Source organism: Chromobacterium sp. INPA-IVC (assembly GCF_059047085.1).
In genome coordinates this window covers 245,405-266,403 of sequence record NZ_JBTNLS010000005.1, presented here as the reverse complement: position 1 = coordinate 266,403, position 20,999 = coordinate 245,405, and the positions used below count along the sequence as shown (strand labels likewise).

20 protein-coding genes are annotated in these 20,999 nt (G+C 67.0%); 11 read left to right on the top strand and 9 right to left on the bottom strand.

The annotated features are described in order from the left end of the window. Positions 1-118 precede the first annotated feature (118 nt). From ACX17K_RS10950 to ACX17K_RS10925, 6 genes are read left to right on the top strand one after another with little or no spacing between them, the layout of a single operon-like run. The gene (locus ACX17K_RS10950; RefSeq protein ID WP_021475935.1) at positions 119-607 is read left to right on the top strand and encodes a MarR family winged helix-turn-helix transcriptional regulator; all 489 of its coding nucleotides are present in this window, start codon (positions 119-121) and stop codon (positions 605-607) included. Continuing rightward, positions 588-2,618, top strand: a complete 2,031-nt coding sequence (locus ACX17K_RS10945; protein WP_493774810.1) for an FUSC family protein — start codon at positions 588-590, stop codon at positions 2,616-2,618. Before ACX17K_RS10950 ends, ACX17K_RS10945 begins: the two co-directional genes overlap by 20 nt. Further along, on the top strand, positions 2,615-2,815 hold the full coding sequence (locus ACX17K_RS10940; RefSeq protein WP_104947428.1) for a DUF1656 domain-containing protein: 201 nt from the start codon (positions 2,615-2,617) through the stop codon (positions 2,813-2,815). The genes ACX17K_RS10945 and ACX17K_RS10940 overlap by 4 nt, the downstream gene beginning before the upstream one ends. A 4-nt stretch (positions 2,816-2,819) precedes the next feature. Beyond that, positions 2,820-3,695, top strand: a complete 876-nt coding sequence (locus ACX17K_RS10935; protein ID WP_493774809.1) for an efflux RND transporter periplasmic adaptor subunit — start codon at positions 2,820-2,822, stop codon at positions 3,693-3,695. Beyond that, positions 3,692-5,113: an efflux transporter outer membrane subunit gene (locus ACX17K_RS10930; RefSeq protein WP_493774808.1), complete on the top strand. Its 1,422-nt coding sequence runs from the start codon at positions 3,692-3,694 to the stop codon at positions 5,111-5,113. Before ACX17K_RS10935 ends, ACX17K_RS10930 begins: the two co-directional genes overlap by 4 nt. Continuing rightward, positions 5,110-6,081: an alpha/beta hydrolase gene (locus ACX17K_RS10925; protein ID WP_493774807.1), complete on the top strand. Its 972-nt coding sequence runs from the start codon at positions 5,110-5,112 to the stop codon at positions 6,079-6,081. Before ACX17K_RS10930 ends, ACX17K_RS10925 begins: the two co-directional genes overlap by 4 nt. On the opposite strand, the gene ACX17K_RS10920 is transcribed toward ACX17K_RS10925, so the two are convergent. Continuing rightward, positions 6,078-7,325, bottom strand: coding sequence for a TIGR03862 family flavoprotein (locus ACX17K_RS10920; RefSeq protein ID WP_493774806.1), 1,248 nt, complete (start codon positions 7,323-7,325; stop codon positions 6,078-6,080). The genes ACX17K_RS10925 and ACX17K_RS10920 overlap by 4 nt on opposite strands. Before the next feature lie 238 nt (positions 7,326-7,563). Between ACX17K_RS10920 and ACX17K_RS10915 the strand changes: the two genes are divergently transcribed. Then, on the top strand, positions 7,564-9,192 hold the full coding sequence (locus ACX17K_RS10915) for a methyl-accepting chemotaxis protein (RefSeq protein WP_493774805.1): 1,629 nt from the start codon (positions 7,564-7,566) through the stop codon (positions 9,190-9,192). A gap of 164 nt (positions 9,193-9,356) precedes the next feature. Further along, positions 9,357-10,739 carry an ATP-dependent RNA helicase DbpA gene (dbpA, locus tag ACX17K_RS10910; RefSeq protein WP_493774804.1) on the top strand — a complete coding sequence of 461 codons (1,383 nt, stop codon included), beginning with the start codon at positions 9,357-9,359 and terminating at the stop codon, positions 10,737-10,739. Positions 10,740-10,819: 80 nt separating this feature from the next. Here dbpA and tauD read toward each other — a convergent pair whose 3' ends face one another. From tauD to ACX17K_RS10885, 5 genes are all read right to left on the bottom strand, one after another. Then, positions 10,820-11,653 carry a taurine dioxygenase gene (gene tauD, locus ACX17K_RS10905; protein ID WP_493774803.1) on the bottom strand — a complete coding sequence of 278 codons (834 nt, stop codon included), beginning with the start codon at positions 11,651-11,653 and terminating at the stop codon, positions 10,820-10,822. Between the two features lie 29 nt (positions 11,654-11,682). Further along, positions 11,683-12,531, bottom strand: a complete 849-nt coding sequence (gene tauC / locus ACX17K_RS10900) for a taurine ABC transporter permease TauC (RefSeq protein WP_493774802.1) — start codon at positions 12,529-12,531, stop codon at positions 11,683-11,685. Next, complete coding sequence (gene tauB, locus ACX17K_RS10895; RefSeq protein ID WP_493774801.1) at positions 12,528-13,313, bottom strand: taurine ABC transporter ATP-binding subunit; 786 nt, start codon at positions 13,311-13,313, stop codon at positions 12,528-12,530. Before tauB ends, tauC begins: the two co-directional genes overlap by 4 nt. A 2-nt stretch (positions 13,314-13,315) precedes the next feature. After that, the gene (tauA, locus tag ACX17K_RS10890; RefSeq protein WP_493774800.1) at positions 13,316-14,302 is read right to left on the bottom strand and encodes a taurine ABC transporter substrate-binding protein; all 987 of its coding nucleotides are present in this window, start codon (positions 14,300-14,302) and stop codon (positions 13,316-13,318) included. Between the two features lie 174 nt (positions 14,303-14,476). Continuing rightward, positions 14,477-16,093: a methyl-accepting chemotaxis protein gene (locus ACX17K_RS10885; RefSeq protein WP_493774799.1), complete on the bottom strand. Its 1,617-nt coding sequence runs from the start codon at positions 16,091-16,093 to the stop codon at positions 14,477-14,479. Between the two features lie 261 nt (positions 16,094-16,354). Between ACX17K_RS10885 and ACX17K_RS10880 the strand changes: the two genes are divergently transcribed. Then, entirely contained in the window at positions 16,355-17,020 is a 666-nt protein-coding gene (locus ACX17K_RS10880) for a 7-cyano-7-deazaguanine/7-aminomethyl-7-deazaguanine transporter (RefSeq protein ID WP_493774798.1), read from the top strand. Between the two features lie 67 nt (positions 17,021-17,087). On the opposite strand, the gene ACX17K_RS10875 is transcribed toward ACX17K_RS10880, so the two are convergent. After that, complete coding sequence (locus ACX17K_RS10875; protein ID WP_493774797.1) at positions 17,088-17,486, bottom strand: nuclear transport factor 2 family protein; 399 nt, start codon at positions 17,484-17,486, stop codon at positions 17,088-17,090. A 198-nt stretch (positions 17,487-17,684) separates the two neighbouring features. On the opposite strand from ACX17K_RS10875, the gene ACX17K_RS10870 reads away from it, so the two are divergent. Then, complete coding sequence (locus tag ACX17K_RS10870; protein WP_493774796.1) at positions 17,685-18,719, top strand: LLM class flavin-dependent oxidoreductase; 1,035 nt, start codon at positions 17,685-17,687, stop codon at positions 18,717-18,719. 72 nt (positions 18,720-18,791) lie between these two features. Here ACX17K_RS10870 and aqpZ read toward each other — a convergent pair whose 3' ends face one another. Further along, complete coding sequence (aqpZ, locus tag ACX17K_RS10865; protein ID WP_231162815.1) at positions 18,792-19,481, bottom strand: aquaporin Z; 690 nt, start codon at positions 19,479-19,481, stop codon at positions 18,792-18,794. 304 nt (positions 19,482-19,785) lie between these two features. Here aqpZ and ACX17K_RS10860 point away from each other — a divergent pair, with 304 nt between their 5' ends. Beyond that, positions 19,786-20,352, top strand: coding sequence for a YqaA family protein (locus tag ACX17K_RS10860; RefSeq protein ID WP_231162816.1), 567 nt, complete (start codon positions 19,786-19,788; stop codon positions 20,350-20,352). A 197-nt stretch (positions 20,353-20,549) separates the two neighbouring features. Here ACX17K_RS10860 and ACX17K_RS10855 read toward each other — a convergent pair whose 3' ends face one another. Further along, the gene (locus ACX17K_RS10855; protein ID WP_046157744.1) at positions 20,550-20,798 is read right to left on the bottom strand and encodes a hypothetical protein; all 249 of its coding nucleotides are present in this window, start codon (positions 20,796-20,798) and stop codon (positions 20,550-20,552) included. Positions 20,799-20,999 lie beyond the last annotated feature (201 nt).

Here is a 20,999-nt window from a genome sequence, read left to right as displayed (position 1 = left end):
GGGCTGGAGCCAACCGCCTGCCCCGTCAAATTAGTTAGTTTGCTAATTAATAAAATAGCCGCTACAATCCATTTACATCACGACTATCCCCATCCGGCCTGCCGGCCGGCAAACCCCTATGGAAGACATCGATCTGTTACGTCTGAGGCTGACCAGCAGCCTGCGCCCGATGGGCGTGCTGTGGCGGCATATCGCGCAGGAAGCGCTGACGGTTCACGGCATCTCGGTATCCGGCGGCTCCGCGCTGCTGTTCATCGGGCGGCTGGGCGAAGGCGTCAGCCACAGCGCGCTGGCCGAGGAGCTGGGCATGGAGCCCGCCTCCCTTGTTCGCATCGTAGACCAGTTGAGCCAGGCCGGCCTGCTGCGGCGGGAACAGGGCCTGCATGACCGCCGGGTGAAAACGCTGTGGTTCACCGACGCCGGCCGCGAAGTCACCCGCAAGATAGAGACCGAGCTGGTGGCGCTGCGCTCGCGCGTGCTGGCGCCGCTCAGCCAGACTGACCTGGAAGCCGCGCTGCGGGTGTTCCACGTGCTGGAGCAGGCAGCGCAAACCCGGCCTCCCGACGACCCCATGCTGGACAAACGCCATGATCGCGCTGCCCGCTAAACGCGACTGGCTGTTCTCCGCCCGCACCTTCGCCGCCGCGATGCTGGCGCTGTACATCGCGCTGGCGCTGGGCCTGCCTCGGCCAAGCTGGGCGATGGGCACCGTCTACATCGTGTCCCACCCGCTGATCGGCGCCACCCGCTCCAAGGCGGTGTACCGCGTGTTCGGCACCTTGCTCGGCGCGGCCGCCGCGGTATGCGTGGTGCCGCCGCTGGCCAACCAGCCGGTGCTGCTGAGCCTGGTGGTGGCGCTGTGGTCCGGCTCCCTGCTCTACCTGTCCATGCTGGACCACACGCCGCGCCATTACCTGCTGCGGCTGCCGGCCTACACCATGCCGCTGATCGCGCTGTCGGCGGTGTACGCGCCGGAGAACGTGTTCGACATCGCCGTCGCCCGCAGCGAGGAAATCGTCCTCGGCATCGTCTGCGCCAGCGTGGCGGCGGCGCTGGTGCTGCCCACCCGCGTGTCAGCGGTGCTGAGCCCCCGCGTGGACGGCTGGCTCAAGGACGCCGCCGCCTGGGCAACGGATACGCTGGGCAGCGATCCCCAGCCGCCGTCGGCGGGCCGCAACCGGCTGGCTGCCGACCTGCTGGCCTTCGACCAACTGCTTACCCACCTCTCCTACGACGCCACCAGCCGCGACGCCGAGCGCACCGCGAGCGAGCTGCGCGCGCGGATGAGCATGCTGCCGCCGCTGCTGTCGTCGCTTTCCGAGTTGCTGGCGGTGCTGCGCAAGACGCCCGGCGGCGTGTCCGCGGACTTGCTCCAGTTGATGGAAGACACCTCCAATTGGCTAAGCTACCCGGCCGACAATCCTTGGTTCCTGAGCCAGGCGCGCGCGCTGCGCCGCCAGTTCGACGCGCCGCCGCCGGACGGAGGCTGGCCGTCTTTGCTGGAAGGCACGGTGCGGATGCGGCTGAAATCGCTGGTCAACCTGTGGCAGGACTGCCTGACGCTGCGCGCGCTGATCTCGCGCGGGCTGCCGCTGTGGGACTGGAAACCCGCCTACCGCCGCTGGGAAGTGGGCGTGAAGGCCCGCCACTACGATTACGGCCTGCTCGGCTTCGCCGCCGGCACCGCCGCGCTCGGCATCTTCCTGGGCTGCCTGGTCTGGATCGCGCTGGGCTGGCAGGACGGCGCCAACGCGGTGATCCTGGGCACGGTGGCCTGCTGCCTGTTCGGCTCGATGGACGAGCCCGCGCCGATGCTGCGCACGCTGTTCATCGTCAACACCATCTGCACCATGCTGGCCGGCCTGCTGCTGTTCGCCGTGCTGCCGGCGGTGCACGAATTCGAGATGCTGGCGCTGTGCCTGGCCCCGCCCTTCCTGTTGGGCGGCGCGCTGATGAACCAGGCGCGCTTCGGCCCGGTGGCGATGCTGCTGGTGGTGTTCACCGCCAATTTGATCGGGCTGCAGCAAAGCTATAACGCCGACTTCCAGTCCTTCCTCAACAGCAATCTGGCCGGCGCGGCCGGCATCCTGTTCGCGCTGGTCTGGACGCTGACTACCCGTCCCTTCGGCGCCGAGCTGACATTGCGCCGCCTGATCCGCTCCAACTGGCGCGACCTGGCGCATAACGCCGCCGGCCGCCACGGCGGCGACTACGCGCGGCTGACCGCGCTGATGCTGGACCGGCTGTCGCTGCTGGCGCCCCGCCTGGCCGCCGACGGCGCCGATCCGTCCGCCGGCTTCCGCGAGTTGCGGGTGGGCTTCAGCGCGCTGGACCTGCAGCGCGACGAGCACCGTCTGGCCGGCGCCGCCCATCAAGCGGTGGACGCGGCGCTGCAGGACGTCAGCGAGCACTTCCGCGCCTGCGCCGACGCCGACCATTATCTCGACGCGCCGGATGCGCTGCTGGGCCGGCTGGACGCGGCCATCGCCCTCACCCTGGCCGACCCCGCGCCGGCCGCGCGCGAGGCGCGCAACGCGCTGGTGGAGATGCGCGTGTCGCTGTTCCCCGATGCCGAAGGCTGCCAGCCGGCATCGACCGTTCCAGGAGCCCAGCCATGATAGGCGAAGTCAATTTCTACGGGGTGTACTTCCCCAGCCTGCTGGTGATGATGGTGATCGCCTTCGCCGCCAGCAGCCTGCTGCGCCGCGCGCTGGCCCGACTGGGCCTGTACCGCGTGGTGTGGCACCGCTCTCTCTTCAATTTCGCGCTTTACGTGATCGTGCTGGGCGGCACGATCGCGCTGTTTCACAGGTGACATCATGAACAACCGCATTCTCAAAGCCGGGTCCGTGCTGCTGACCCTGGCCACCGTCGCCGTCGCCATCGTGGTGGTGCGGCATATCTGGATCTACTACACCGACGCGCCGTGGACGCGCGACGGCCATATCGCCGCCGACGTGGTGCAGGTGGCCCCGGACGTGTCCGGATTGATCACCGAAGTGAAAGTCTCGGACAACCAGCTGGTCAAGAAAGGCCAGGTGCTGTTCGTGGTGGATCGCGCGCATTACGAGCTGGCGCTGCGCCAGGCCGAAGCCGCCCTCGCCGCGCAGCGCGCCACGCTGGCCCAGGCCCGCCGCGAGGCCTCGCGCAACCACTCGCTGACCGACCTGGTGGCCGCCGAGGCCCGCGAGGAAGGCGACGCCAAGGTGCAGCTGGGCGAAGCCACGCTGGCCGCCGCCGAGGCCGCCGCCGGCCTGGCCCGGCTGAATCTGGAGCGCACCGTGGTGAAAAGCCCGGTGGACGGCTATCTGAACGACCGCACGCCGCGCGCCGGCGATTACGCCGCCAGCGGCCGCGCGGTGCTGTCCGTCGTCGACGCCCGCTCCTTCCACGTCGACGGCTATTTCGAGGAAACCAAGCTGGGCGCCGTGGAATTGAACCAGCCGGTGGACATCCAGATCATGGGCGAATCGCGCAAGCTGCGCGGCCACGTGCAGAGCATCGCCGCCGGCATCGAAAACCGCGACCGCAGCAACGGCGCTTCGCTGCTGCCCAACGTCAACCCCACCTTCAACTGGGTGCGGCTGGCGCAACGCATCCCGGTGCGCATCGCGCTGGACGAAGTGCCGGTCAATTTCCGGCTGATCGCCGGCCGCACCGCCACCGTGTCGGTGCGCCAGGGAGGCCGTTCATGAAAGCCGCGCTGAAGCTGACCGCGCTGAGCCTGGCCGGCGCGCTGGCCGGCTGCGCCGCCGTCGGCCCGGATTACCACCTGCCTTCGCAAGCCGCGCTGGGCAAGCCCGCCGCCAACGCCGCCTTCCAGTCGGCCAACAATCCGGCCTTCGCCCAGCAGCCGGTCCCCGCCGGCTGGTGGCGGCTGTACGACGACGCCAGGCTGGACGGCCTGGTGGAGGAAGCGCTGGCCGCCAACGCCGACCTGCGCGCCGCCGCGGCCAATCTGCGCAAGGCGATGGCGGTGGAAGCCTCTGTCAACGCCGAGCGCGATCCCCACGCCAGCGTGTCCGCCACCGTCCAGCGCAGCCAGGATTCTGGCGAAGCCTATTTGATCGAGAAAAAGCTGCCGGTGGCCAATGTCGGCGACGGCGGCTTGAAGATTGGCTACGAGATCGACCTGTTCGGCAAGCTGGCCCGCGCCGAGGAAGCCGCCCGCGCCGGCACCCAGGCCACCGAGGCGGCGATGGACCTGGCGCGGACCACGGTGGCGGCGGAAACCGTACGCGCCTATGTCCAGGGCTGCGCGGCCGGACACCAGCTGGCGGTGGCCAGGCACGAGCTTGACCTGCAGAACCGCGGCGTGGCGGTGGCCAAGCGGATGCAGTCCGCCGGACGCGGCCGCGCCACCGACGTGGAGCGCGCCCAGGCCCAGGCCGACATCCAGCGCGCCGCGCTGCCGCGCCTGCAGGCGGAGCAGGACGCCGCCCGCTTCCGCCTGGCCGCGCTGCTGGGCAAGGCCCCGGCCGAGCTGCCCGCCGCCGCCTGCTCGGCCCTGCCTCAGTTAAAGCAGCCGCTGCCGGTCGGCGACGGCGCGGCCCTGCTCAAGCGCCGCCCGGACGTGCGCGAGGCGGAGCGCAAGCTCGCCGCCGCCACCGCCCGCATCGGCGTGGCCACCGCCCAGCTCTACCCCAGCGTCAGCCTGGGCGCGTCGGCCGGCGTCACCGGCCTGCTGGAGCACGTGGGCGAAGACCGCACCCGGCGCTGGAGCCTAGGGCCGCTGATCAGCTGGACCATTCCGGACAGCGGCGCCCGCGCCCGGGTGAAGGCGGCCGAGGCCGATACCGACGCGGCGCTCGCCCATTTCGACGGCGTGGTGCTGAACGCGCTGCGCGAGACGGAAACCGCGCTGACCTTCTACGCCAAGGATCTGGAGCGCAACGCCGACCTGCGCTCGGCGCGCGACAACGTCCGCGCCGCCGCGCAGGACAACCGCCGCCTGTACGCGGCGGGGCGCACGCCCTATCTGACCAGCCTGGACGCCGACCGCGCGCTGGCCGGTAACGAATCGGCGCTGGCCGCATCGGACGCGCAACTGGCGCTGGATCAGGTCAACCTGTTCCTGGCGCTGGGCGGCGGCTGGGAACAGAGGCCGCGTTGAACCTCGCAATCGAACAGAACGACAATATGAAACAGGAAGTGATTTTTCTCAGCGAAGACCTGGAGCTGGTCGGCCATCTGTACCGCCCCGCCGATTACCAGCCGGAGAAACGCTACCCGGCCATCGTGGTCAGCCACCCGTTCACCGGCGTCAAGGAGCAGGTGGCGGGGCGCTACGCCGAGCGGCTGGCGCAGGACGGCTATCTCGCGCTGGCGTTCGACACCGCCTACCAGGGCGAGAGCGAAGGCCTGCCCCGCCATCTGGAAACGCCCCATTCGCGCGCGGAAGGGATCAAATCGGCGGTCAGCTATCTGTCCAACCTGCCCGATGTCGATCCCGAGCGCATCGGCGCGCTGGGCATCGCCGCCGGCGGCGGCTACGTGGCGTTCACCGCCCGCACCGACCCGCGCATCCAGGCCGTGGCCACCGTCAACGCCGTCTGCCAAGGCAGCCTGCTGCGCGACGGGCTGAACGGCAGCCGCTCGCCCGAACAGTTGCAAAGCCTGCTCGCCGCCGCGGCGGAAGACCGCACCGCCCAGGACCGCGGCGAAGCGGCCGCCACCCGCAGCGCGCTGGCGGAAACGGCGCAGGCGGCGGCCGAGCAGCCGCAGCGCCTGCTGCGCGAGGCCTACGACTACTACCGCACGCCACGCGGCCATCATCCCAACGCGGAAAGCCGCTTCGTGGTGTCCGGCCTGGATGCGCTGGCCGGCTTCGACGCCTTCGCCCGCATCGACATGCTCGCCCCGCGGCCGCTGCTGATGATAGCCGGCGCCGACGCCGACACCCGCTACTTCAGCGAGCAAGCCATCGCCGCCGCCGCGGAGCCGAAAGAACTGTGCCTGATCGCCTGGGCCTCGCACTTCGACCTGTACGACCGCGAACCGTGCGTGGCGGCCGCCGCGGCCAGGCTGAAAGCCTTTTTTGATCTCAGCCTGCCTGAGGACCGGCTCAGGCTGCAGAACTAAGCGGCGCCGCCCTGCTCCAGCCAGCCGGCGATGCCCTGCCCGGCCGCGCGGCCGCTGGCGAAGCAGGCGGTCAGCAGGTAGCCGCCGGTAGGCGCTTCCCAATCCAGCATCTCGCCGGCGCAGAACACGCCGGGCAGCGCGGCCAGCATCTGCCTCTCGTCCAGCGCGGAGAAGCTGACGCCGCCGGCGGTGCTGATCGCCTCGTCGATGGGCCGCGCCGCGGTCACGGTCACGGGCAAACGCTTGATCGCGGCGGCCAGCAGCGCCGGGTTCTGGAAGCTTTCCTTGTCCAGGCATTCGCGCAGGATGCCGGCGCGCGCGCCCTTCAGGTTCAGCCGGCTCTGCAGATGGCTGGACAATGAGCGCGAGCCTCGCGGATGCGAAACCTCGGCCAGCACCCGGGCCTCGTCCCAAGCCGGGATCAGGTCCAGATAAGCGGTGGCGGCGCCGGCGCGGGCGATCTCGTCGCGCAGCAGCGCCGAGCAGGCGTAGATCAGGCTGCCTTCTATGCCGCTCTTGGTGATCACGCATTCGCCGACACGCTTGAAGTCGCGGCCGTCGCCGCCCTGGAAAGCCAGACCGATGGACTTCAGCGGCTCGCCGGCGAACTTGTCGGCGAAGAAATCGCTCCACTCGGCGTCGAAGCCGCAATTGGACGGCGACAGCGGCGCGGTGGCCACGCCCTTTTCCGCCAGCCACGGCAGCCAGCGGCCATCCGAACCCAGCTTCTTCCAGCTGCCGCCGCCCAGCGCCAGCAGCGTCGCGTCTGCGCGCACAGCCAGTTCGCCGTCCGGCGTGTCGAACTTCAGGCTGCCATCAGCGTTCCAGCCCAGCCAGCGGTGGCGCACATGGATGCGCGCGCCGGCCTCGCGCAGCCGGCTGAGCCAGGCGCGCAGCAGCGGCGCGGCCTTCATTTCCTTGGGAAATACCCGGCCGGAGCTGCCGACGAAGGTTTCCACTCCCAGGCCATGCACCCAGGCGCGCAGCGCGTCGGCGTCAAAATCCTTCAGCAGCGGCGCGATCTGCTCCGCGCGGTCGCCGTAACGGCCGACAAAGGCCGGATAGGCTTCGGAATGGGTGATGTTGAGGCCGCCGATGCCGGCCAGCAGGAATTTGCGGCCCACCGACGGCATCGCGTCGTACACGTCCACCGCATAGCCGCGCGCTGTCAGCACCTCCGCCGCCATCAGGCCCGCCGGGCCGCCGCCTATGATGGCGACGCCGCGCCTTGTGCTGTCATTCATGCCCATTCCTTGTATTCCTGTCCCGTTTTCACCATAGCCGTGGCGGCAAGGGCGCGATTGTTGCAGAAATCGGCCGCCAACCCAAGCGCAAGCGTTTTCCCGGCAATGTTTGATCCAGACCAGAAGTCCGGCTCCCGTTCTCCAGCAGAATCCATACGGCATAGCCGGGACTGTCCGCAATCCGGCCGACAATAACGACGCCACACACAGGAGACGGGGCCCACCACCCCGAAACGCGATGAGAAAATTTTCCGATTGGCCGATCTGGCTGCGCCTGACCGGCGCGATCTGGACCTGTCTGGTGCTGGCCTGGGGCGGGCTGATCGCCTGGGAAACCCAGGCCAGCCGCGAGATCGCCGTGGAGCAGGCCAAGGACCTGGCCCACAGCATGAACGAAATGACCCTGGCCGGCCTGACCGGCATGATGATCACCGGCACCGTCGGCCAGCGCGACGTGTTCCTGGATCAGATCCGCGAGCTGTCGGCGGTGCGCGACCTGCGCGTGATACGCGGCGACGCTGTCAGTAAGCAGTTCGGCCCCGGCAGCGCCGGCGACAAGGCCCGGCCGGGCGACGAAACCGAGCGCGCCGCGCTGCGCGACGGCAAGCCGCACATCCAGATAGAGTCCACCCCGCAGCTGGGCGAGCACCTGCGCGTGGTCTACCCGGCGCTGGCTTCCGCCAACTATCTGGGCAAGAACTGCCTGGCCTGCCATCAGGTGGCAGACAAGACGCCGCTGGGCGTGGTCAGCATGCGCATCTCGCTGGAAAAGCCATACGCGTCCGTCGATGCCTTCCGCACCCAGAGCATCTTGTTCGCGCTGTTCGCCTCGCTGCCGATGCTGGCGGTGGTCTATCTGTTCATCCGCCGCTTCGTCACCCGCCCGCTGCGGGAGATGTCCGAGGGCCTGGCCGAGCTGGCCAAGGGCGAAGGCGACCTCACCCGCCGGCTGCCGGAACGCAGCCAGGACGAGATCGGCGTCACCGCCCGCCTGTTCAACCAGATGCTGGGCACCGTAGCCGGCCTGGTGCGCCAGGTCAGCGACAGCGCCGACGCGGTGGCGCTGTCTGCGCGCAGCCTGTCCGACGGCGCCGGCCAGCTGGCCGCCAGCTCCCATCGCCAGAACAGCCAGTCGCAGGCCGCCGCCGAGGCGGTGGACCAGCTGGCCGCCCACATCGGCGAGATCGCCGGCAAGGCCGAGCACGTCAGCAGCGGCGCCGAGGAAAGCCTGCAGCGCTCGGAACAAGGCCGGCAAAGCCTGCACCGACTGCAGCGCGAGGTAGGCCAGGCGGAAAGCGCGGTACAGCTGATGGCGCAGGCGGAGAGCGAGCTGGTCAACTCCACCGCCGTGATCACCCACATGACCAAGCAAGTGCGCGAAATCGCCGAACAGACCAATCTCTTGGCGCTAAACGCGGCGATCGAAGCCGCCCGCGCCGGCGAGCAAGGCCGCGGCTTCGCCGTGGTGGCCGACGAGGTGCGTAAGCTGGCGGAAAAGTCGGCCAAATCCGCCAGCGAGATCGACGCCGTCACCGGCTCGCTCAACGACAAGACCGACGCGGTGCGCCAGGCGGTCAGCGCCGGCCTGCAGTCATTGGAAGCCAGCCGCCACGCCACCGACAGCGTGGCCGGCGTGCTGGACGCGGCCAACCAGTCGGTGGCCGAGGTGCGCAGCGGCCTCAGGCAAATCGTGGAAGTGACCGAGCAGCAACGCCGCACCAGCCAGACGGTGAATGAGAACATCGACGCCATCGCCGACATGGCGCGCACCAACGACGCCGACATCCGCCAGACCGTGGGCGCCGCCGAAGAGCTGGAGGCGTTGGCCAAGCGGCTGACCGACTCGGTGTCGCGGTTCCGGGTGTGAGCGCTTAACCCGGCAAAACCGGCTGCATCTGATAAAACAAGATAGATAGCTCCCCGCGCCCGGCTCGACCGGGCGTTTTCCCAACCGAAAATGCGCCGGGCATTTGGCCGCGAGCCTCACTGCTGTTACACTGCCCAGCCTTTAGCCAACCGCGCCAAGTCATTGTGAAACCAGCCGCTTTTTCCACCCTGCCCCTGCCCGCCCCGCTGCTGTCCAACCTGGACAGCCTGGGCTACCACCAGATGACCGCCATCCAGGCCGCCAGCCTGCCCGCCATTCTGGAAGGCCGCGACCTGATCGCCCAGGCCAAGACCGGCAGCGGCAAGACGGCTGCGTTCGGACTGGGCCTGTTGGCCAGCCTCAACCCGCGCTGGTTCGGCGTGCAGGCGCTGGTGATGTGCCCGACGCGCGAACTGGCCGACCAGGTGGCGCAGGAAATCCGCCGCCTGGCGCGCGCCATCGACAACATCAAGGTGGTGACGCTGACCGGCGGCACGCCGATGGGTCCGCAAATCGGCTCGCTGGAGCACGGCGCCCACATCGTGGTGGGCACGCCGGGCCGGCTGCAGGATCACCTGTTCCGCGAAACGCTGAACCTGGCCGGCGTGAAAACGCTGGTGCTGGACGAGGCGGACCGCATGATAGACATGGGCTTCATCGAGGAGATCGTCGGCATCGTCCGCGCCTGCCCGAAGACCCGCCAAACCCTGCTGTTCTCCGCCACCTATCCGGAAGACATCCGCAAGGCCAGCTCGCAGTTCCTGAAAAATCCGGTGGAAGTGAAGGTGGAGTCGCTGCACAACGCCGACCACATCGAACAATGGTTCTACAAGGTGAAGCCGGAAACCCGGCTGGAGACGGTCAGCCGCATCCTGCGCCATCTGCGCCCCACTTCGGCGCTGGCCTTCTGCAACACCCGCGAGCGCTGCAAGGAACTGGTGCGCGAGCTGCAGGAACAGGGCTTCAACGCATTGACCCTGCACGGCGACCTGGAACAGCGCGAGCGCGACCAGATCCTGCTGCGCTTCGCCAACAAGAGCGCCACCGTGCTGGTGGCCACCGACGTGGCGGCTCGCGGCCTGGACATCAAGGAACTGGACGTGGTGATCAACGTCGACGTCACCCATGATCCGGAAGTGCACATCCACCGCATCGGCCGCACCGGCCGCGGCGAGCAGCACGGCCTGGCGCTGACCCTGGCAACCGACAGCGAGGCCAAGCGCCTGGTGCAGATCGAAAACTACCAGCAGGCCGACCTGACCTGGGCCGACGTGGAAGAACTGACCCCGGCCCCCGGCGGCCCGCTGCTGCCGCCGATGGTGACGCTGGAAATCGCCGGCGGCAAACGCGAAAAACTGCGCCCGGGCGACCTCTTGGGCGCGCTGACCGGCGACGCCGGCTTCCAGGGCAGCCAGATCGGCAAGATCAATATCTTCGAATTCGCCAGCTTCGTCGCGCTGGACCGCGCCATCGCCGAAGACGCGCTGGCCAAGCTGTCGCAATGCAAGATCAAGGGCAAGCAGTTCAAAATGCGCTTGATCGGCTGATCCGCTCCGCCGTCATTCAAATGAAAAGGCCATCCCGGAGGATGGCCTTTTTGCTGCCTGCAAGACTCAGCGCCGCCGAACTAGTACGGCCGGTCTCCCAGTATCGTCGCCCGGTGCATCACTCGCCGCGCCGGCCGGTAGTCGTCCACCGCGTAATGGATGGTGCAGCGGTTGTCCCAGAACGCCACGTCGCCCGGCTGCCAACGCCAGCGTATCGAAAACTCCGGTCGCGACTGGTGGGCGAACAGGAACTGCAGCAAGGCCTGCCCTTCGGCTTCCGGCAGGTCGTTGACGGCGACGGTGAAGCCCTCGCTGACGAACAGCGCCCGACGGCCGCTTTCCGGGTGGATGCGCACCAGCGGATGGCTGATGGGCGGATGCTTGCGCCGCGTCTCGTCCCAACGGCGGCGGTCGTCGTCGGTCAGGCCATAGCGCGTGAGCGGGAAGGATTTGGCGAAATCATGCACCGCGCTCAAGCCTTCCAGCCTGGCCTTCAGGCTGGCCGACAACGCCTCGTAGGCGGCGATGCCGCTGGCCCATAGCGTGTCGCCGCCCAGCTCCGGCAGCTGCCGCGCCGCCAGCACCGCGCCCAGCGGCGGGGTTTCGATGAAGGTGACGTCGGTATGCCAGATCGCATTGTCCTGCAGGTCCACCACATCGGTGTCCAGCACCACGATCTCGCGCGCGTCCGGGTGTTGCGGGTAAATCGGGTGGGTGTGCAGATCGCCGAAGCGCACCGCGAAATTGCGCTGCTGCAGCGGCGTGATGTCCTGGCCGCGGAAGAACAGCACCTGGTGGCGCAGCAGCGCCTCGTTCAATGCCCGGCGCTGCTCGTCGTCCAACGGCCGCGCCAGGTCTATCCCCTCTACCACCGCGCCCAGCGCCGGGCTCAGGCGGGTCAATTGCAAACTCATCAGAGTCTTCTCCTTATTATCGTTGTCTATCAGTCGTCTTGTCCGTGCCAAGGCGCCAACCGGCGCTGCAGCGCGCGCAGACCCAGCTCCAGCGCGAAGGCCACCGCGGCGATCACCAGGATGCCGAGCACCACCACGTCGGTGACCAGAAACTGCGCCGCAGACTGCACCATGAAGCCCAGCCCGCGCGTGGCCGCCACCAGCTCCGCCGCCACCAGCGTGGACCAGCCGGCGCCCAAACCGATGCGGATGCCGGTCAGTATCTGCGGCAGCGCCTCGGGCAACACCACCAGCCACAATAGCTGCGAGCGGCTGGCGCCCAGGCTCTGCGCCGCGCGCAACCGGTTGCGGCTGACCTGGGCCACGCCGTGGCGGGTGGCGATGACCACCGGCGCCAGGATGGCCAGGAAAATCAGCAGCACCTTGGACAGCTCGCCTATGCCGAACCAGATCACGATCAATGGCAGGTAAGCGAGCGGCGGCACTGGACGATATGCCTCCAACATAGGATCAAGCAAGCCCTGTGCCAGCGAGCTGCGCCCCATCAACGCGCCCAGCGGCACGCCCACCGCCACCGCGGCGGCCAAGGCCAGCGCGATGCGCTGCAGGCTGGCTTCAAGGTGCTGCCACAGCGTGGCGTCCATGAAACCCTGGCCGGCGACGACAAACAACTTGTTCAATACCGCTTCCGGCGCGGGCAGGAACAACGCCGGCACCCAGCCGCTATGCGCCAGCAGCCACCAGCCGCCGAGCAGCAGCGCCAGGCTGGCCGCGCCTAGCCACAGCCGGGACGGCTCGCGTCCCGGCCTCCGGCCGCCCTCGATGCGGGAGGAAACCGACAACAACTCCTGTTCCGCGGTAGTTTCGATGCCGCTCATGCCCATGCCTCCTGTCGGCGCTGGGCGAATACGTCGGCCAGCAGTTGTTCTCTCAAGGCGATGAATTCCGGATCGGACTTGATCGCCCGCGCGCTGTCGCCGGCGCGCCAGCGGCGGCTGAACGGCGGGCGCAACGTCTTGACGATGCGGCCCGGCCCCGGCGACATCAACACCAGCTCGGTGGCGAGGAACAGCGCCTCTTCGATGTCGTGGGTGATCAGAAACACGCTGCTGCCGGACTCCGCCCATACCTTGAGCAGCAGCTCCTGCATCTGCTCGCGGGTGAAGGCGTCCAGCGCGCCGAAGGGTTCGTCCATCAGCAAAGCCCCGGCGCGGCCGGCCAAGGCGCGGGCGATGCCGACACGTTGCTTCTGCCCACCGGACAACTGCCAGGGATAGCGGGCGCCGGCTTCGGCCAGGTCCACCTGCTCCAGCGCCTTCTGGGCCAATTCGCGGCGCTCGGCGCGCAGCGCGCCGCGCAGGCGCAGACCGAAGGCGACGTTGTCCAGCGCGCTCAGCCACGGCAGCAGCGCGTGCTGCTGGAACACCACCGCCCGATCCGCGCCAGGCCCCGCCACCGGCGCGCCGCCGAAGCGCACGCTGCCTGAATCGGGAAACTGGAAGCCGGCGAACAGATTGAGCAAGGTGGTCTTGCCGCAGCCCGACGGCCCCAGCGCCACCGCCAGCTCGCCCGGCCCCACGCTCAGCGACACTCCGTCCAGCGCCGGCTGCGCCTGGCCGGGATAGCGAACCGACACCCTGTCTGCGATCAGCGCCGCCATGCTCACCTCGCCGTCTTGACGAAGCGGTTGGTCACATAGGGGCCGTAGTCCGGCTGCAGCGACTCCACCTTGCCCTGCGCCTTCAGGAAAGCGGCGGTCTTGCCCACCGCGGCCACGAACGGCGACTGCAGCAGCGCCACCTGATCGTCGCGGCCGAGGAAACGGTTGCCCTTCAACCCGGCCACCACGTCCGGCGCGGCGGCGCCGGTCAGCCGGCTGATCTTGGCGATATTGGATGTGTTGGCGATGAAGGCCTGCGGATCGGCCAGATAAGCGCCGATGGCGTCCAGCGACACCTTGGCGAAGCGCGAGACGAACTCGGGATGGGCGGCGGCGAAGTCCTTGCGCACCACCCAGATGTCGTAGGTGGGCGCGCCCCATTTGGCCACCTCCGCCGAGCTGGTCAGCACCGCGCCACCCGGCTTGATCTTGCCTAGCGCCGGGTCCCAGACATAGGCGGCGTCGATGTCGCCGCGCTGCCAGGCGGCGGCGATCTCGCCGGGACGCAGATTGAGAATCTTCACCTTGGCCGGGTCCACGCCCCAATGGCGCAACGCGGCCAGCAGGCTGTAATGGGTGGTGGAGACGAAAGGCACCGCCACTTTCTTGCCGATCAGGTCCTGCGGCTTGGCGATGCCGCTGCCCTTGCGCGCCACCAGCGCCTCGGCCGAGCCGATCTCGTCGGCCACCAGGAAAGTTTCGATCGGCAGGCCGCGGCTGGCGGCGGCCGCCAACGGGCTGGAGCCGATATTGCCGATGGCCACGTCTCCGGACGCCACCGCCGCGATCAGGTCGGCGCCGCTGTCGAACTTGCGCCAGTTGATCCGGCTGCCGGTGGCCTTCTCGTAAGCGCCGTCGGCCTGCGGCACCTTGGTGGGGTCGATGCCGGTCTGGTAGCCGACGGTGACGGCGTCCGCCGCCGCGGCGACGCCCGAAACGGCCAATGTGGCGGAAAGGATCAGTTTGAGAAATGCGCGCGGTTTCGCCATGGCTTGTCCATTTGGTACGAGTTGGAAATACCGTTCCAATCTAACAAGCGCGCCGCGACCGGCTAAGCAATTAATCCTGGCTTGCTTATCGCTTTTCCTGCAAAAACGTCCGCCCCAAAAAAACAGGGCCTTGCGGCCCTGTCGGATCTTCCCCGATCCCTGTCATTGTTCGGTTCACACTTTGTACTGCGCCACCGTGCGCTGGATATTGCCGGCCTGCTCGCGCAGTTCGCGCGCGGAATCGGCCGAATCCGACGACGCCTTGGAATTGGCTTCCGCCATCTGCGCGATCTGCTCCACCTTCTGGGCGATGGTGTTGCTGGCGCTGCCTTGCTCGACGATGCTGTCGGAAATCTCGCCGATCAGCAGCATGCTGTGCGAGGAGTTGGTCTTGATCTGCTGGATGGTATCCCCGGCGCCGCGCGCCTTCTCCGCCTCTTCATTCACCCGCTCCACCACTTGCTGCATGCCCGTCACCGCGGCCTGGGTGCCTTGCTGCATCTTGTCTATCACCGCGGAGATTTCAGTGGTGGAACTGGCGGTGCGCTCGGCCAGCTTGCGCACCTCGTCCGCCACCACGGCGAAACCGCGCCCCATTTCGCCGGCCCGCGCCGCTTCGATCGCGGCGTTCAGCGCCAGCAGATTGGTCTGGTCTGCGATGTCCTTGATCACGCCCAACACAGTGGCGATGGTGACGCTGTCCTCGCGCAGCTTGCCGATGCGACCCGACGCCTCGCCCACCGACTCCGCCACCGCGCTGATGCCGTCCACCGTGCCCAGCATCACCCGGCTGCCGTGATCGGCGATCTCGCCCGCCTCCCTCGCCTGATGATTGGCCTCCCGGGCGCGGTCGGCCACATGGTTGATGCTGACCGTCACCTGTTCCACCGCGGCGGCCATCGCCGAGGCCGATTCGCTCTGCTGCACTGAGCTGGACGCGATATCGCCGGACGAATTCACCATATGGATGATGGAGCCTTCCATGTCCTCCACGCTGCGGCGGATTTCCAGGAAGCTTTGCTGCAGGCGGCCCATCAGCTCGTTGAACGAATTGCCTATCTTGCCGATCTCGTCCATCCGCTTCACCGGCGCGCGCAGGCGGAAATCCAGCGAGGTGCGCACCGATTGCATGGTGTCCAGCATCTGCTCCAGGCTGCTGCGGATATTGAGAAACAGGTGGCCGCTGAGCCAGCCGCACACCAGCACCGCCAGCGCCACCAGAATCGTCGACTGCCACCAGGCGGCCAGATAGGCCGCGGCGTTGTCCTTGCTCAGCTGCTCGGCCAGCTTGTAATTGAACTCGATATGATCGATCAGCGCCTGGTTCAGCGCCTTGGCCTCGTTGGACATGTCGCCGGTCATCAGCTTGTCCGCCGCCGCCACGTTATTGTCCTGGACCAGCTGCAAATACCTGTCGCGCTGCTGGCGGTAGAGCTTCATGTCGTCGCGGTCTACCTGCAGCAGCTTGCGATCGGCATCGTTGGAGATCAGCTCTTTCTCGTATTTATCCAGCGCCGCGTCGAAGCGCTTGTCCAACTCCGCCAACGCGGCGAACTCGGCCTTCTTGGCCGCGGGGTCGGACAGCGCCACGCTGCGCGCCAGCGTCAGCCTCACGTCCGCCAGCGCCTCCTTGGCGTCGTCCAGGGTATGGATGCTGGGAAAAGTGTTGCCTTCCATGTAGTCGAAGCGCTCATTGGCCTGCTGCTGTTTCCACAAGCCCTGCACGCCCAGAGCCAGCATCGCCAGCAGCGCCAGTATGGTGGTCAACAGCAGTCTTTTGGTAATGGTCATGTCCAACTCCTTGCAGGCCCGGCGCGCGAGTTCGAATACGAGAATTTACTTAGAATATTTATAGCTTTCTTTGTCCAACAAACAACAAGTCATTCTGCATGCCGCCATTCAGATATAAGCTAACAATGGCTTTGATTTTGCAGAAATATTTTCATGTATAGACAAAAAGCGGTATCATCACGCCCCTCTGTCGCCGGGCCATGGGCCACCGGCGGGTATTCACTGGGTTCCCTCACCCCATTCAGCAAAAAGGATGCATCAATGTTTGCCTTCACCGACCGGCAACGCCTGTCCGCGCTGGTTCAGCTGTCGCTGTTCCATATCGCCATCATCGCCTCCAGCAACTATCTGGTGCAGCTGCCGATCACCATCTTTGGCTTCCACACCACCTGGGGCGCGTTCACCTTCCCGTTCATCTTCCTGGCCACCGATTTGACCGTGCGCATTTTCGGCGCGCCGCTGGCCCGGCGCATCATTCTGGCGTCGATGGTGCCGGCGCTGGCGATCTCCTATCTGGTGTCCACGCTGTTCTATCAAGGCGCGTGGCAAGGCTTCCAGGCGCTGGAGCATTTCAACCTGTTCGTCGCCCGCATTGCCGCGGCCAGCTTCGCCGCCTACGCGCTGGGCCAGATCCTGGACGTGCAGGTGTTCAACCGGCTGCGCCAGCTCAAAGCCTGGTGGGTGGCCCCGGCCGCCGCGATGTTCTTCGGCAATATCAGCGATACCCTGTCGTTCTTCTTCATCGCCTTCTACAAGAGCAGCGACCCGTTCATGGCCGCCAACTGGGTGGAGATCGCCCTGGTGGACTACAGCTTCAAGGTGCTGATCTGCATGCTGTTCTTCCTGCCCATGTACGGCGTGGTGTTGAAGATGATAGTCAAACGCCTGCTGCGCGCCGGCGTCGGCGAGCAGTTGCAGCCGGCCTGACCCGACTGGACAAAACAAAACGGCCAGCCTCCCTTCGGAGCTGGCCGTTTTTCATCGCTTGAAGCGATCAGGGACGCATCGCCTCCCACACCTTGGCGCTGTCGACAATCTGCTCGAACTTGACGATCTTGCCGCCCTTCAGCGTGTAGACATGGGCGAAGGACGCGGTGAAGCTCTTGCCGGTGGCGCGATAGGTGCCGTGGTAAAAGCCCTGGGCGACCACGTTGTCGCCGTCCACATAGTAATGGTCCACCGCCGCGCGGTAGCCGTCCCACTCGCCGCCCAACCGCTGGAACACGTTTTCCACGATGGCCTGCGGGCCGACATAGGTGCCGGCGTACGGAAAGCCCGCCGCCTCGGTCCATTCCGCGTCCGGCGCCAGCGCCGCCAGCAGGTTGCGGCCATTGTCTTCGGATTTGCCTTCGTAAGTGGCGCGGACAATGTCCAGATTGCTGCGATTCGTCATGGTGCTTGCTCTCTCAAACAGGAATGGTTCTCAAATATGGCCGGGCCCGGATAATTCAAGACAGCTCTTTCATACCATACGCACCGGAAGGCAACTATCCCACCTGAAAGTGCCTACTTCTGACGAACGGCGCCGCTCCGTATACTGGCTTCATCCCGCGCCGGCGCTGTCCGCGCGCGCCAACACAGGCTGAATTGAATGACATCCTCCGCTTCTCCCCGCCTCTCCATGCTGGAGCTGGCGCCCATCGTCGCCGGCGGCGACGCCGCCCAGGCCCTGCGTAATAGCGCGGCCTTGGCCCGCCATGTAGAGCAACTGGGCTATACCCGCTTCTGGGTGGCCGAACACCACAATATGGCCGGCGTGGCCAGTTCCGCCACCGCGGTGATGATAGGCCACATCGCCGCCCACACCCAGCGCATGCGGGTCGGCTCCGGCGGCATCATGCTGCCCAATCACGCGCCGCTGGTGGTGGCCGAGCAGTTCGGCACGCTGGCCACGCTGTTTCCCGGCCGCATCGACCTGGGCCTGGGCCGCGCGCCCGGCACCGACCCGCTCACCGCCCGCGCGCTGCGCCGCGACCGGCTGGGCGCCGGCGACGACTTCCCGCAGCAAGTGGCGGAGCTGCGCGGCTACCTGGGGCCGGAACAGCCGGGCCAAGCCGTGCGCGCCATTCCCGGAACGGGCACCAACGTGCCGGTATGGCTGCTGGGCTCCAGCCTGTACGGCGCCCAGTTGGCCGCGCAACTGGGCCTGCCTTTCGCTTTCGCCGCCCACTTCGCCCCGGCCCAACTGCATGAGGCGCTGCAGTTGTACCGCCATCTGTTCCAGCCTTCCGCCACGCTGAGCCAACCGTACGCGATGGCCTGCATCCCGGTGCTGGCCGCGGACAGCGACGAAAAAGCCCAGCGGCTGGCCACCACGCCGTACCAGAAATTCCTCAATCTGATCCGCGGCGACCGCCGCCCGCTGCCGCCGCCGGTAGACAGCATGGACGGCCTGTGGAGCCCGCGCGAGGAATTCTCCGTTCGCAGCGAATGGCTGGGCGCGGCGGTGTTCGGCGGGCCGGAAACGGTGAGGACCGGGCTGCAAAAGCTGTTGGATGAGACCGGCGTCGACGAGATCATGCTGTCGGTCGACTGCCACGACTTTTCCGACCGGCTGCGCAGCTGCGAGATCGTGGCCGATATCCTGCCACAGCTGAAAACGCGCCAGGCGACCCTTGCCGATTGACGCATGGGCGGACAAGAAAAAGCCGCGGCAAACGCCGCGGCTTTTTTTTCCATGCGCCAACAGAAGCGGAGCTTACTCGGGCTCGCCGGCGATCAAGCGGTACACCTTCGCGCCCAGCACCGCGCCGATGATGGGCGCCAGCCAGAACAGCCACAGCTGCTGCACCGCCCAGCCGCCGACGAACAAGGCCACGCCGGTGCTGCGCGCCGGATTGACCGAGGTATTGGTGACCGGGATGCTGATCAGGTGGATCAGGGTCAGCGCCAGGCCTATCGCCAACGGCGCGAAACCGGCAGGCGCGCGCTTGTCGGTGGCGCCCATGATCACCAACAGGAAGAACATGGTCATCACCACCTCGCACACCAGGGCCGCCAACAGCGAATAGCCGCCCGGCGAATGCTCGGCGTAGCCATTGGAAGCAAAGCCCTTGGCCACGTCGAAGCCGGCTCCGCCGCTGGCGATCACGTACAGCACCGCGCCCGCGGCGATGGCTCCCAGCACCTGCGCCACGATGTATGGGCCCAGCTGCCCGGCGGGAAAGCGCCCGCCGGCCCACAAGCCGATGGATACCGCCGGATTCAGGTGGCAGCCGGAAATGTGGCCGATCGCGTAAGCCATCGTCACCACTGTCAGGCCGAAAGCCAGCGCCACGCCGGCGAAGCCGATGCCCAGATTGGGAAACCCCGCCGCCAGCACCGCGCTGCCGCAGCCGCCCAGCACCAGCCAGAAAGTGCCCAGAAACTCCGCGCCATACGATTTCATCGTCTCTCCCCTTCAGGTTTCGAAAAGACCAGGCGTCCAGTCCTCGATTCGCCATGCCAAGCATCTTTATGCGTGTCGGACGCCTGATCGCACGCCGTTTAACCATAGCAAATGGAAAAGGCCAGCATGCCCGCGCCATCCGGCGCTGCAAACTGGCCTAAATTCCTGACCTAACTTTCACGACGAAAGGCCCGATGCGCGCCGGACATCCGGGCCGCCGCCGCGGTTGCCAAGCGACGGGCGACGAAACCTCGACCAGGCGATGCTATCATCGACAGCCACCCACAAGAACGAACCCGCCCCCATGGAAGGACTGCTTGACTGGCTGCTCGGAACCCTGGCCCTGCCCAAAGTGGGCCTGTCGGCCATTTTCATGATCAGCCTGATATCCGCCACGCTGCTGCCGCTAGGCTCCGAACCCGCCGTGTTCGCCTACATCAAGCTCAGGCCGGACATGTTCTGGCAGGTGATCGCCGTCGCCACGCTGGGCAATACCCTGGGCGGCATGATCGACTGGTGGATGGGTTACGGCGCCAAGGTGGCGCTGCTGCGTTACCGCCTGCGCCGCAGCCACCGCGCGCACGCGCACCCGCATGCAGAATCGGCAGGGCGCCCGCCGCGCAGCGGCAAACCGGCGCTGAACCCGCGCTACTTCCGCTGGATGCGCAGGCGCGGCGCGCCGATGCTGCTGCTGTCCTGGCTGCCGGGCATCGGCGACCCGCTGTGCACCCTGGCCGGCTGGCTGCGCATCCCGTTCTGGCCCAGCGTGTGCTACATGGCGATCGGCAAATTCCTGCGCTACGTCCTCACCACCGCCGCTCTGCTGTGGGTGCCGGACGATTTCTGGCGGAATCTGGGACAGTGGTTTTGAGGCGAGGCGGCGTTTTGGCTTGCCGCCCAATCCTATCGGGATAGCGGACTGGGCCGAATGAAATGAGATCCAGCGCTTGCCGAGAATGAAAGAACGCCGGAGCCTCCGGCGGCAAGCGCCTTCCCTATTGGCACTTCTGCCCTCATCCGCCCCCAGCCCGGCATGAGCCAGGCGGCGCATGAGAGCGACACTCGTCCTCAATCCCAGCCGAAAAGATAGGCCGGCTCGCTCAACTCGGCCAGCATCTGGCGGATGGTGGGACAGGCGGTGCCCTCCTCGTCCTCCACCGGAATATCCAGTTCATCCTCCGCAATCGGAGCGACATCCCCGATAGTCAGATCGGTCTCGCCTGCCAGTTCCTCCAGCACGGCCAAAGCCTCTTCCACAGAACCGGCGGCGACGATATCGTTGCCGCCAACCTGATAAGCCTTCAACGGCTGCTCCATCCCTGCTTCCCTCATTAATGGTTTACTCATCCAACCGCTCCCTGCGCGGGCCGGGTTTCCTACTACAGCGTTTTTCATGCGCATTCGCATTCCGGCACATGATATTCCTTTTGCCGACATTTTCCGAACCGCCCACGCCGGCAAATCCGCTCTCAAGCTCATATCGGGGAGCATCCGATCCATGCATGCCTCCTCCGCCAT